The sequence below is a fragment of the Bergeyella anatis genome (genome assembly GCF_036016955.1).
In the GTDB taxonomy this organism is placed as follows: domain Bacteria; phylum Bacteroidota; class Bacteroidia; order Flavobacteriales; family Weeksellaceae; genus JAYWXI01.
The window spans coordinates 18,739-31,333 of sequence record NZ_JAYWXI010000011.1 but is presented as its reverse complement, the minus strand read 5'-3'; the positions used below and the strand labels follow the sequence as shown (position 1 = coordinate 31,333).

The window sequence follows — 12,595 nt, the reverse complement described above, 5'->3', positions numbered from 1 at the left end:
TTTATTTCACTTTTACCAACTGAACGTCAAAGAGCAACCAAGCATTGGGAGGAATAACCCCGCCAGCACCCCGCTCGCCATACCCTAACGTCGGAGGAATAAGGAAGGTCGCTTCGTCCCCTTCGTTAAGCAAAAGAATGCCTTCGTCCCATCCCCGAATCACCATTCCCATTCCTACCGGAAACTCAATCGGTTCGCCACGCTTGAAGGAATTATCAAACTCTTTTCCATTTGTCAGTTTTCCCGCATAATGCACCGCCACCGTTTGACCTTTTTCCGCTTTCTTACCTTCTCCTTTCTTCGTGATCTTATACATCAGCCCCGATGCTGTAGTCTGCATGCCGGCTTTCAGTTCTTCCAGTTTCTTCTTGGCTTCCTCTTCTTGCTTTAAAAGAAAAAACTTGTTATTTTCTTGAATTTTAGATTTTCCCTCTTCAAAAATTTTAGCCGCATCGTACTCTTTATAGGACTCGCCTTTACCAAACACCGATACCTTTTCTAAAACCACATCTTCCACAGGACGATCCTGAGCCCCTTTCTTCACAACTGCAATGGTGTCGATAACCTCCAACCCGTGAACAACCTTACCGAAAACCGTATGACGCCCATCCAACCAAGGGGTCGCTACCTGCGTGATAAAAAACTGGGAGCCGTTCGTATTCGCACCGGAATTCGCCATGGATAAAACGCCTTTGCCCGTGTGCTTCAAATCGTTTTTCTCGTCATCGAACTTATAGCCAGGGCCTCCCATCCCCGTACCTTGAGGATCCCCTCCCTGAATCATAAAATCCTGGATGACACGGTGGAAAATGGTTCCGTCATAGAAAGGTTTTCCTTTACCTTTCGTTTCATTTTCAATTTTACCTTCGGCCAATCCCACAAAATTCGCTACCGTTACCGGAGATTTCTCATCCTCCAGCTTTACCAGCATATTCCCTTTGGAAGTTTGAAGATTCGCATACAGGCCATTTTCGAGGCCTTCATAAATTTCTTTGTCTACATTCATCTTTTTATATATTGATACACAACTCATCAGCGACCCTGCCGCCAATGCCATTAATAATTTATTTCCAAGTTTTTTCATAGCAATTTAAGTTTGATAATCAAGGGCATATTTCCCATGATTTCGTCGCCGTCGCCATACGTTCCGTAAGCCAAAACCGAAGGAACCAAAAGAGTAGCCTCCTCCCCCTTGTGCAGATACCCCAGCGCATCCTCCACCGCTTTGATTCCCTCAAAATGCCCCAAAACCGCTTCTTTCACTTCTTTCGGCCGCCCAATCGGTTTCCCCGAAAAGTCGTAAACCCGAAAAAGATAAGACACACGCTCTCCTTCCTTTCGACGCCGGCGAGACTCAAGCCCCTCCAAATTAATCCAATAGTTAAGCGGCATCGGATAAAAAACCTCCGATTGCCCCGCCATCCACTGTTCAATCTGCCGTCTTTCTGCCGCATTCTGCGCCTTTGCCCGATTCACCGAAGCGGCGAGTTCCGAGCCGCCATTCCCCTGTCCCACTGGAGCATGCACCTCCTCCGGACCAGCACAAGAAGCCAACACAAAAATAGCAAAAAACAAAGCTTTATTCATAGGTTTGGCGAAATTAATCATTTTTCTTGTACCAAAAAAAATATCCGGATAAGGCTTCCGGATATTTTCATTTGCTATTTCACTTTTTTAAGACTGAAAAGACGTATAAATCCCTTTTTCCACCTTCAATCTCCAACCGAACGGATCTTCCGCCTTATTGGTCTGAATGTCCACCAACGCTTTCTGAAGACTCAACGCAAAACTCTCCTCTGGAGAAAGCTGAGGCAAATCAAACTTTTCTCCTTTATATCCCAACGACTGGAAAACACTGGTAACCACAGCCGTACCAACGCCCCAAACTTCCTTCAATGTGCCTTGACGGTGCGCTTCCAAAACGTCTGCAACCCTCACGTCATCCACAACCACTTCGATACCGCGTGCTTTAGCCAACTGAATAAAACTGTCTCGGGTTACACCATCCAAAATTTTATCCGAAGTCTTAGGGGTATAAATCGTATCGTTAATCCTTACAAAAACGTTCATCGTACCACTCTCTTCAAAATGTTCGTGTGTGGCATCATCCGTCCAAATCACCTGCTCATACCCCTCTTCGTTAGCTAGTTTTGTAGGGTAAAAAGCCGCCGCATAATTACCCGCCGCTTTCGCAAATCCAACCCCACCGCTAGCCGCACGCGAATAATAATCCGAAATCTTAACCGAAACCGGCTCCGTATAATAGTTTTTCGCAGGCGTAGCTACAATCGCAAACATGTACTTCTTCGATATCCGAGCCTTCAAAGCTTCCTCCGTAGCAAAAATTAGCGGACGAAGATACAACGAAAAGCCTTCCCCATGCGGAATCCAATCCCGATCCACATCCACAAGAGCCTTAAGCCCATTCACAAACATTTCCTCGGTGATTTCCGGCATAGCCAAACGCTTAGCCGACTTGTTAATCCGTTCAAAATTTTTATCCACACGGAACAAAAACACCTCGCCATCAGCATCCTTATAAGCCTTCATTCCCTCAAAACAAGCCTGTCCGTAATTCACGCCCATCATCGCCGGCGTAAAAGGAAGTGGCCCGTAAGGCATCAGCTTAACTTCGCCCCAAGCCCCGTTGTCGTACTCGCAAATTACCATGTGGTCGATAAACGTGTTGCCAAACGAAAAATTATCCTGGTCGAAAGTAGAAAGTCTAGAATCAGTGGTTTTTTGAATTATCATTTTTCTAAAATAATTTAATTTTAACAAATATAATAATAATTTTCCAATTTAATAATTTTAAATTATTTTTGAAAAATTTTAGCATGAAAAGGGAAGTAAAAACCACCAACGACGGAAGCAAAACTTTATTTATCAATGAGTTAAATGAAGGCTACCATTCCGGACACGGCGCTCTACAAGAAGCCCAACACGTTTTTATAAAAAACGGATTAAAACAACTAAACCATTACGAAATCAACATACTTGAACTGGGTTTCGGCACAGGTTTAAACGTTTTGGTATCCATTGATGAATATTTAAAAAACGAACCGCACCAAAAAATACGTTACTTCGGTCTGGAAAAATACCCCGTTCAACCCGAAGAAATCGAAGCCCTAAACTACCCTTCCCTATTTCAAAACCCCGAAATCAAAATCCACAACACCAAAATCCATCAGATTCCATGGGAAGAAGAACACCCCATTCTCCCCAATTTCCATCTGACCAAAATCAAAACCGATTTTCACCAACTCGCCTCCATTGAGCTTCCCCCAATTGACCTCGTCTATTTCGACTGTTTCGGTGCAAGAGTACAGCCCGACCTGTGGGAACGCCCCCTATTGGAAATGGTAAGCCAAAAAATGAGGCAAGGCGGGTTATTTACCACCTATTCCTCCAAAGGAAGCGTAAGACGAATTCTCCAAGACCTCGGCTTTGAAGTCGAAAAAAAACAAGGCCCTCCAGGTAAAAGAGAGATGCTAAACGCCATAAAATATTGATATGATTCGAAAAATCAACCTCCGCGTATACGGATTATGCCTAAAAGAAAAGAAAGTCCTCGTCCTTCATGAACATTACCAAAGCCACCCACTCATTAAATTTCCCGGAGGAGGCCTGGAATTGGGCGAAGGCATCATAGACTGTCTAAAAAGAGAATTTTCGGAAGAATTAAATCTAAAACTCACCCACTGGGAACACTTCTACACCCAAGAGGATTTTATCGTTTCCAAATTCCGTTCCGATGAGCAGCTCCTTACCGTCTACTACCTCGTGGAAACCGAAAACCACTCGCCCGAAACCCCGGCAGATCCCAACATCGAAAAAACCGAATGGCTCCCTCTTGAGTCCGAAGACAACCCTTTCCCGCTGCCCGTGGACCGAATCGTATTCGACAAGCTGAAAAAACGCTTTCTATAAACATTCGTTCAGCACTTTAGCCAAACGAAGCCCGCCATAATAAAGCTGCCGCTCCAAAACGTCATTAAAGCGGTAAACGTAATCGTAAGCATAATTTTTTTCCGCCCCTGTATACGCGTAAATGGTATTGGTTACCTGATGGTATTCGTAAAACCAATCTTCCAACGACCCCGCCATAATCGCCCGCCTTTCCCTACGGTTTTTAACATCCAAAACACGAGCATATTCCGAGTAACTGTATCGACTATGATCCACAAGCCGACTATCCCAAAGCGCATGCAGATTGGTGGGCTCGCCAAAAAACGAAAGCTTAATCTTATTCCCGCCGAGATCCTCCTGCCGACCAATATGCATAGGCTGAGCCAAATCGCCCATTAGGTGAACCAAAAATCTCAACGCAATTGCCCGCTCTGCGGAAGGTGTCTGCCGATTTTTCAGTTTGGAAGAAAGACGCTTTATTTCCGTATAAAGGTTCGGCCCTTTTTGGGATTGGAGCATTTGCTCAAACACTGCCCGATCCGATTGTGGCGGAATATTAACATAATGCCAAGCCTCCGTGGATTTCCAAACGCCCGTCGTATCCGATCTGATAAAATCCGGCCAATTCGCCCAATACGCTAATTTTTGAGAGCCGATAAGTTTACGAAGTTCTTTTTTCGCCCGACCATTCAGATGGTTTTCCGCCACCTCCGCAATAACCCGATGCCCCGTCGTACCCCAAGCCCACAAAGGAAAAGAATACGCCATAAAAACCACAAAGGCCAATCTGCAGAACCAACCGTTTTCTCTCATCACTCTATTTTTTCACTTTAAATTCGTTGTACCCCGGATAAGGCTGCAAATACCCCAAACTCCAATTGTTCTGCAAAAGAGACTCCACGTATTCATCCTCCCGATTTCTATAAGGATCGTACGCTTTACGAAGCTCTACATCCACTGCATTGCCCTTAACATTCCACCAAAAAGCACTCCACCCTCCACGCAACTCCTTGATGATTTCATAGACCGTCTTCCCCGTCGCCCGGTGCATCAGTTTAGCAAAAATCTGACCTTCCGTTGTCGTAAGATCCCTCAGTTGGGCTTCATATTTCTCGGCAAGTTCCTGCTGTTTTTGCTTTGCAAACTGCCGCCGCTCCGAACCCTCCATTCCGGATAGCTGAGCGTTCAAATCCCGGTACTGCTGCAACGCCTGAAGAAACAAAGGGTAAACCCGATTGAGCTTCTTATTCAAAAAATAATAATAATTGCGATCCAATGGATTATTAAACCGCGGTTTGCGCTGAAGCGTTAGCTCATCCATCACCACCACCATTTCTCCATTGATTTCGTACACCTTCGCCTTCTGCCTTTGGTCATAATAATAACGATTACCAAATTCATCCGTCCGCAAAAGCGCCTCGGGATATTGCCGTAGCCCCCGAGAAACGGTATCGTTCTGAGCCCAGAGTGAAAAACTCAAAAACACAAAAAACACAAAGCCAATTCGATTTAATTTCATTACTTTTACTCGCCAAAATCAACAATTAACCATTACAAAAATTATTCCTTTCTATGAAATTCAAAAAAAAATCACTTGATTTTCTCAAGGATTACCTCAACACTGCCTCTCCCACAGGCTACGAACATCGAGGCCAAGCCCTATGGACCAATTATCTTAAACCCTACGTCGACGTTATCGAAAGTGATCATTACGGCACCTGCTACGGCATCATTAATCCCGAAGCAGAATTCAAAGTCGTGATCGAAGCCCATGCCGACGAGATTTCGTGGTACGTTAATTACATCACCGACGACGGACTAATCTACGTCATCCGCAACGGAGGCTCCGACCAAATGATCGCCCCTTCCAAAGTCGTCCACATCCACGGTGAAAAAGGAGTCGTAAAAGGCGTATTCGGCTGGCCCGCCATCCACACCCGAGGCGCCAACGCCAACGAACCCGTCCCCAAAATAGAAAATATCTTCATCGACTGCGGCGCCACGTCCAAAAAAGAAGTCGAAGCACTCGGCATCCACGTCGGATGCATGATTACCTATCCCGATGAGTTTTTCGAACTAAACGACCGCTATTTCGTAGGTCGAGCCCTGGACAACCGTATCGGCGGATTTATGATAGCCGAAGTCGCCCGCCTGATAAAAGAAAACAAAAACAAACTGCCTTTCGGTCTCTATATCGTGAATTCCGTGCAGGAAGAAGTCGGTCTCTATGGCGCCGACATGATTGCCGACACCCTAAAGCCCAACCTCGCTATCATTACCGATGTTACCCACGATACCACCACTCCAATGATCGATAAGAAAAAAGAAGGAGACCAAAAATGCGGCAACGGCCCCGTCGTTTTCTTCGCCCCAAGCGTCCATCATCATGTGAGAGACCTCATCGTAAAAACCGCCAACGAGAAAAAAATCCCCTACCAAAGAGCCGCAGCCAGCAGAGCAACCGGCACCGATACCGACGCCTTTGCCCATTCCAACGGTGGCGTCCCCAGTGCCTTAATCTCGCTTCCTTTGCGCTACATGCACACCACCGTGGAAATGGTGGATAAAAAAGACGTTCAAAACGTCATTCAGCTGATCTACGAAACCCTGCTGAAAATAACCCCAGACCTAAAACTAAAATACCACTAATAAAAGAAGCTCAAAAAAAAGAAAAATGAAAAACAAACTCATTGCCCCCTCCCTACTTTCCGCCGATTTCGGCAACCTGCAACGGGACATCGAAATGCTTAACCGAAGCCAAGCCGACTGGCTCCATGTAGATGTTATGGACGGACGCTTTGTCCCCAACATCTCGTTCGGATTTCCCGTAATGAAAGCCATCCAAAAACACGCCGAAAAATTTATCGACGTTCACCTGATGATTGTAGAACCCGAAAAATACGTCGAAGAATTCATCGACGAAGGAGCCGATTTGGTCTCTGTTCATTACGAAGCCTGCACCCACCTCCACCGCACCATCCATCGGATTCGAGACAAAGGAGCCAAAGCCGGTGTCGTACTGAATCCCGCCACCCCCGTATTGATGCTGGAAGACATCATCGCCGACGTAGACCTCGTCCTATTAATGAGTGTAAACCCCGGATTCGGAGGTCAAAAATTTATTGAAAACACCTACCGAAAAATAGCGGAAACCAAAGACTTAATCCTATCCAATAACTCCACCGCCCTCATCGAAGTCGACGGAGGCGTTAACACCCAAAATGCCGCCCGCCTCTTTGAAGCCGGAGCCGACGTTTTGGTAGCCGGAAATGCCGTCTTCGCCTCCGAAAACCCCGAAAAAACCATAGAACTGTTAAAGTTATAATCCCTACGGTTTCCCATCAAAAAAAGAGAGCCTCGAAACACCAAGGCTCTCTTTTTTTAATCTACCAAAACAGCCTCACCCTCACCGGAAAATGATCCGAAGGAAAGAGACCTCCCCGCATCTGAACCGTAACCACCTCGTACCGTTCAACACGACTCCCGTCAGGAACAAAAACATAGTCAATCCGAGGTGCAGCCCCAAGCTTCCGCCCAAAATCATGATAAGTCCCCTGATCCGTAAGCACACGCTCCGCCAGCAACCCGGCTTCCGACCATCCCGGAAACAAAGAAGAATGCAGCTGCTCCCCCGAAAACGTCTTATTGAAATCCCCCAAAACAATAGCATAAATCCCTCGGCGCCCATCCTCTTTCAATCTCTCCTGAAGCATCAAAATGCTATTCTGCCTCGAAAGTTCACTTTCATGATCCAAATGCGCATTATAAATTTTTAGTTTTCGACCCTGCCCCTTATCACGAAGCACCACCCAAGAACAAATTCGGTTGAGCGTCGCTCCCCAAGCCGATGAAATGCTCTCCGGTGTCGGCGAAAACCAAAACGTCCCCGAATCCAACAACTCAAACTTTGTCGAATCAAAAAAAAATAGGACTCGCCTCCCCCAAACCTCCTTCATCTCTCCCCTTCCCATAAAAACCATAACGCGGAAGCATCGTCTTCAACTGTTCAAACTGACGAGGAAGAACCTCCTGAAAACCAACAATATCAGGTTCATAATAACCCAACACCGCCCCAACCTTAGAAACCCTTTGCTCCCAACGATTTTCGCCATCATCAGGATTATCATACCGAACATTAAATGTCATCACTTCCAACCACTGCGAAGGGAACTTCTGAATCCCAAACCACAGCCCGAATAACAACCCGTAAATCAGTTTATTTCTCATTCTCGTTTATTAAAAAGCCCATTCCTTTAAGCAACTTATGAAAAACCGCCGTGTTCTCATAAAACCCCGTAAACTCTTCCGCCCCAGGACCATACGCAAAAACCAACGCCGGCAACGCCGTGTGATCCATCGTAGAGAATTGACCGAAAACTTGTTTTTTCTGAAAATCACCCCCAAAAAGCGTCAATCCACCGGTCTCATGATCGCCAACCACGACCACCAAAGTCTCCCCGTCCTGATCCGAAAACCGAAGCGCTTCCCCTACCAAGTTATCCATTTCCTGAAGCTCCGACACCAAATAAGGCAAATCCCTCCAGTGCCCTCCAATATCCGTCCTACTGGCCTCAACCACAAAGAAAAATCCTTTGTCATTCTTCCTTATCGCGTCCAATAGTTTAGTATAGGCCCGACGCATCCAATCGCCCCTGCGCCCCAAAACCGTTTCCGAAGCCAAAGCATACATCACCAAAGTCTTACGCCCGTCCGGCTCCCAAAAATCCAAACCCTCATAAACCGAAACCCCCTCCGACTGAAAAAAAGATTTCATCGAAGGCTGCCATCCCTCCGAAGGACCTCCGACAAGATACCGAACCCCCGAGTCTTTAAAAAAACGAATTATTTTTCCACTATCATTACGGTCCGTCGCATGCACATAGAAATCCGCCGGCGTAGCATCCGTAACATCCCCTGAGGTTAAAAGTGCCGTCTGTTTCCCCCTATCGGCCAAAAGCGCAGGCAAAAGCCGCAAAGCATTACCCGATTCATCCACGCCCACATAAGCATTTCTCGTCTTTTTGCCTGAAGAAAAAGCCGTTGAACCCGGAGCCGAATCCGTAATATAAGCATCGAAAGAAGACGTATTGCTAACCCCCGAATAAGGCATATTAAAGATATTAAGACGCCCTCCGTTCGCCGTATAAGCCGCATAAAGCTGAGGCAAAGAAACCCCGTCCGCAATAAACAAAATAACATTTTTTGCCTTCTTTCCGCCAAACCCTTTCCTCTTTGGAAAATAAGACTGGCGCAATCCTAGAACGATAAGAACTCTTGCCCATTCGCTCCAAAACAGCAGCCAATGCAGCCGGCTGATCCGTCGAAATATAATCCACATCGTAGCCCATCAACCCATGCCAAGCATTAATCTCATCCGGAGTCCCCCAAAAACGAATAGGCTTCCCCTTATCATGCGCCCAACTCACCGCTTGCCTAATCCGATGCTGTTCCTGAGCTTTCGGTTGCCCCTTTCCATTCCAAGAGGAGTAAAGCCTGAAATCTTCGCTAAATAAAGCCACCTTAGCAAGCTCTTCCGGACGATAAGTCTCCCCTAATTTTCCGTCAAACTTAATAAACGAAGGGTATTCGGAAAATTTTTCCTTCGGAGGCCGATCCCCCGAAATAACCCACGTCACCTGATCCCCAAACTCCGGATAAGCCTCAATAGCACGAACCACCTCCGGCAACGTTTCCTGCCAAGAAGTTTTCAAATCCACCAAAAAAGAAACCGGCCTCGCCTTTCCCTCCTTCCACAGCCGAGCCAAAGGCTCCAAATAAAGCCTGTTGAACGTACGCCCCTCCCGAACCGTTTCCTTCTCATGCGCCACCATCAATTCGCCACCATTCCAACATAAATCCACCTCAATCAAACCAAAACCCAAAGCATAACTCTCCATTAATGGATGACGTTGAAGATAATCGTTATGAGCAAAACCATTACTCAATGTGTACCTATCGTAATTCTGACCCTCAAGCCACGCGAAAAACAGCAGCCCCAAAGCCGCTGTTAAGCATTTCAGTCTAAAAAAAACCATAGTTTACCAACCTTCATTTTGTTTGATAATTCCATTACTGTTAAGCACTTCCCGCTGAGGAACCGCCCACACATCATGCACATTAGGATCAAAAGAACGCGCCCCCCAAACTTCATTTCCCGTCCAGCCATGCAGCGGCCTGGAATAAACCGCCTTAGCATCGCCCCAACGAACCAAATCCCTATGACGATCGCTCCACTCGCCCGCCAGCTCATTCCGCCTTTCTCTCTTTAAATCCGCCATCGAACACCCCGTCTTAGGCGAAAGCCCCGCACGAAGACGAATTTTATTAATCTCTTCATCCGCATTTTTTCCTTGCATCAGCTTGGCTTCGACTGCAATCAGTATTACTTCCGCATACCTCAGCAAAGGAATAGCTAAATTCGTAGAAGGAAAATCCGGATCGGTACTCACAATATGCGGACTGGAAGCAAAATTTACCTTATAAGGATCCATATACTTATTAAACTGCATCTGAGTAGGACTATTAACCGACGAATAAACCCGCGTCTTTCCATTGAAAATAAACTCGTCCCCAGGTTTAAGAATCGTAGCTTCCCTTCTAAGATCTCCCGTTTCGTAACTATCATACAGCTCTTTCGTAGGCATGAAATACCCCCAGCCGTTATACTCTCCCCAGCCTTTATTCTCCAACATCACCCCCGCAAGAATAGACCCCCATCCCGTAAACTGAGGCGTCAAAATCGCACTCCATATATACTCCGAGCCAAAATTGTTTTCCGCTTTAAAAACAGCCCTAAAATCAGCCATCAAAGCCCGACCTCCCTCATTCATTACCTTGGTGGCCCACAGTTCGGCATTCGCGTAATCTTTCTTATACAAATACACCTTAGCCAAATGAGCCTAAGCCGCCACCTTATGAGGACGCCCAAATTCCGAAGGCGACAACTCCGAAAGCATCGGAAGATAATCTGCGGCCAACTTCAAATCCTCAATAATAAAATCGTAATTCATATCGACACTTTCTGCCCGAGGAACCGCCTCCAAACGAATAACACCGTCCCTGGGAATAATCGGAACCCCAGCTTTAGCATTCCCATAATTAGATGCCAGCTCAAAATACATTCGACTAGAAATAAACAACGCTTCCCCTTTATATTTTCTCTTCACCGCTTCCGAAGCGTTGGTCTGATCCGCATACTTCAAAACTTCATTCGCCCGAGCTATCGTCCAATACCTCACACTCCACTGCCCATCCAAAGACCCTCCAACATAAGCCTTATTGAAATTCTTGGCATTATCCGCTTCCGCCCTCACCCTTCCGGTCACCATATCGTCCGAAGCATTGATAAACCAAAACAACCCCCTACCGTAAAACTCCCCACTCATCATCTGACGGTACATGGCATTCGCCCCCGTCATCAAATCGTACTCCGTCTTCCAAAAATTCTGAAGCGAAGGCGAGCCCTCCTGCTGTATTTCCAACTCCCTTTCACAAGATTGAGCCATCAACAACACCGCAAGAACACAAAAAACTATTTTAATTTTTTTCATTTGATCTATTTTTTTTAATTAAAGATTAATGCTAATACCCAAAATAATATTTCTAGCCTGAGGATACCTTCCTTGGTCAAGCCCCAAATAATCCAATCCCACCTCCGGATCGAACCCCGTATACTTGGTCAAAGTAAAAAGATTAGTTCCCGAAGCATAAATACGAACCCCACGAATGCCTGCCGCTTCCAACTTTTCCGAACGAAGCCTATACCCTATACTGAAACTTTTCAACCTCAAGAAAGAACCGTCTTCCACATAATAATCCGACAACGTCGAGTAATTACCCGAAGGATCCCGTGCCACCAAACGTGGAATGGAGCTCGCCGTATTGGTAGGCGACCAAGCCTCAAGAATAGCCCTATCCAAATTATAATTCTGCCCCGCTCCACCTGCCGGATTCATGGTGATAAACTTTAACCCATTAAAAATCTTATTCCCGTAGACTCCCTGGAAAAAAGCCGACAAATCCCAATTTTCATATTCAAGATTCACCGTAAAAGCATAACTAAACTTCGGAAAAGGATTCCCCAAATTCACAAAATCCTTCTCCGGATCCAACGGCCCCGTAGAACCCTCTGCTTTCAAAAACTTAAGATCCCCCGGTTTGGCATTGGGCTGAAGCAAATTCCCATTGGAATCCACATGAGCCAAAACCTCGGCCTCCGACTGGAAAAGCCCTCCCGTACGATAACCATAATAAGAATACAAAGATTCTCCCACTACCAAACGCAACGGCCTCAACGCTCCCCTAACGCTATATTCATCCATATTGATGTGCTGCCGACTGCCCAAAGAAAGTATTTCGTTGGTCAACGTATTGAAGTTCGCATTAATATTATACCTGAACTTTCGGTGTCCCGAATTGCGAAAAGCCACACCAAGCTCCAAACCCTTATCCAAAAAATCCCCCGCATTCACAAAAGTATTCGCATACCCTGAAGTACTAGGCAATGGAAGACGCAAAATCTGATTAAGCGATTTTTTTTCAAAGTAATCCACATTCACACTCAAACGATCTCTCCACAAACCGAAATCCCAACCAAAATTTGTCTGCTGGCTTACCCTCCATTTCAAATCAGGATTCCCCAACAACGTAGTGAAATACGCATTATTCTGAGCCGCCGAAGAACCAA

General features: G+C 46.0%; 16 protein-coding genes. 4 read left to right on the top strand and 12 right to left on the bottom strand.

The genetic code is table 11. The features are described 5' to 3' along the window. Position 1: 1 nt before the first annotated feature. The 3 genes from VQ048_RS08950 to VQ048_RS08940 all read right to left on the bottom strand — a co-directional run bounded on the left by VQ048_RS08950 (position 2) and on the right by VQ048_RS08940 (position 2,754). Complete coding sequence (locus VQ048_RS08950; protein ID WP_327611415.1) at positions 2-1,006, bottom strand: peptidylprolyl isomerase; 1,005 nt, start codon at positions 1,004-1,006, stop codon at positions 2-4. 74 nt (positions 1,007-1,080) lie between these two features. Continuing rightward, positions 1,081-1,587 carry an FKBP-type peptidyl-prolyl cis-trans isomerase gene (locus VQ048_RS08945; RefSeq protein WP_327611353.1) on the bottom strand — a complete coding sequence of 169 codons (507 nt, stop codon included), beginning with the start codon at positions 1,585-1,587 and terminating at the stop codon, positions 1,081-1,083. 87 nt (positions 1,588-1,674) lie between these two features. Next, positions 1,675-2,754 (bottom strand): branched-chain amino acid aminotransferase, encoded by a 1,080-nt coding sequence (locus VQ048_RS08940; RefSeq protein ID WP_327611351.1) that lies wholly within the window; start codon positions 2,752-2,754, stop codon positions 1,675-1,677. An 83-nt stretch (positions 2,755-2,837) separates the two neighbouring features. On the opposite strand from VQ048_RS08940, the gene mnmC2 reads away from it, so the two are divergent. Continuing rightward, the gene (mnmC2, locus tag VQ048_RS08935; protein ID WP_327611350.1) at positions 2,838-3,512 is read left to right on the top strand and encodes a tRNA (5-methylaminomethyl-2-thiouridine)(34)-methyltransferase MnmC2; all 675 of its coding nucleotides are present in this window, start codon (positions 2,838-2,840) and stop codon (positions 3,510-3,512) included. 1 nt (position 3,513) lies between these two features. Then, positions 3,514-3,930: an NUDIX domain-containing protein gene (locus tag VQ048_RS08930; protein WP_327611349.1), complete on the top strand. Its 417-nt coding sequence runs from the start codon at positions 3,514-3,516 to the stop codon at positions 3,928-3,930. Here VQ048_RS08930 and VQ048_RS08925 read toward each other — a convergent pair. Further along, positions 3,925-4,722, bottom strand: coding sequence for a S1/P1 nuclease (locus VQ048_RS08925; protein ID WP_327611348.1), 798 nt, complete (start codon positions 4,720-4,722; stop codon positions 3,925-3,927). The genes VQ048_RS08930 and VQ048_RS08925 overlap by 6 nt on opposite strands. Positions 4,723-4,726: 4 nt before the next feature. Then, entirely contained in the window at positions 4,727-5,428 is a 702-nt protein-coding gene (locus VQ048_RS08920; protein WP_327611347.1) for a DUF4294 domain-containing protein, read from the bottom strand. Positions 5,429-5,481: 53 nt separating this feature from the next. On the opposite strand from VQ048_RS08920, the gene VQ048_RS08915 reads away from it, so the two are divergent. Further along, a complete protein-coding gene (locus tag VQ048_RS08915) occupies positions 5,482-6,558 on the top strand; it encodes a M42 family metallopeptidase (RefSeq protein WP_327611346.1) in 1,077 nt (358 codons plus the stop codon). 25 nt (positions 6,559-6,583) lie between these two features. After that, positions 6,584-7,234 (top strand): ribulose-phosphate 3-epimerase, encoded by a 651-nt coding sequence (gene rpe / locus VQ048_RS08910; RefSeq protein WP_327611345.1) that lies wholly within the window; start codon positions 6,584-6,586, stop codon positions 7,232-7,234. 61 nt (positions 7,235-7,295) lie between these two features. On the opposite strand, the gene VQ048_RS08905 is transcribed toward rpe, so the two are convergent. From VQ048_RS08905 to VQ048_RS08875, 7 genes are read right to left on the bottom strand one after another with little or no spacing between them, the layout of a single operon-like run. After that, a complete protein-coding gene (locus tag VQ048_RS08905; RefSeq protein ID WP_327611344.1) occupies positions 7,296-7,805 on the bottom strand; it encodes an endonuclease/exonuclease/phosphatase family protein in 510 nt (169 codons plus the stop codon). A 19-nt stretch (positions 7,806-7,824) separates the two neighbouring features. Further along, a complete protein-coding gene (locus tag VQ048_RS08900; RefSeq protein WP_327611343.1) occupies positions 7,825-8,136 on the bottom strand; it encodes an endonuclease/exonuclease/phosphatase family protein in 312 nt (103 codons plus the stop codon). Then, positions 8,126-9,100, bottom strand: coding sequence for an alkaline phosphatase (locus tag VQ048_RS08895; RefSeq protein WP_327611342.1), 975 nt, complete (start codon positions 9,098-9,100; stop codon positions 8,126-8,128). The genes VQ048_RS08900 and VQ048_RS08895 overlap by 11 nt, the downstream gene beginning before the upstream one ends. Next, entirely contained in the window at positions 9,030-9,944 is a 915-nt protein-coding gene (locus VQ048_RS08890) for a PI-PLC domain-containing protein (RefSeq protein WP_327611341.1), read from the bottom strand. Before VQ048_RS08890 ends, VQ048_RS08895 begins: the two co-directional genes overlap by 71 nt. 3 nt (positions 9,945-9,947) lie before the next feature. Beyond that, a complete protein-coding gene (locus VQ048_RS08885) occupies positions 9,948-10,787 on the bottom strand; it encodes a RagB/SusD family nutrient uptake outer membrane protein (RefSeq protein ID WP_327611340.1) in 840 nt (279 codons plus the stop codon). 21 nt (positions 10,788-10,808) lie between these two features. Beyond that, positions 10,809-11,459 (bottom strand): RagB/SusD family nutrient uptake outer membrane protein, encoded by a 651-nt coding sequence (locus tag VQ048_RS08880; RefSeq protein ID WP_327611339.1) that lies wholly within the window; start codon positions 11,457-11,459, stop codon positions 10,809-10,811. Between the two features lie 18 nt (positions 11,460-11,477). Then, positions 11,478-12,536, bottom strand: coding sequence for a SusC/RagA family TonB-linked outer membrane protein (locus VQ048_RS08875; protein ID WP_327611338.1), 1,059 nt, complete (start codon positions 12,534-12,536; stop codon positions 11,478-11,480). Positions 12,537-12,595: the final 59 nt, after the last annotated feature.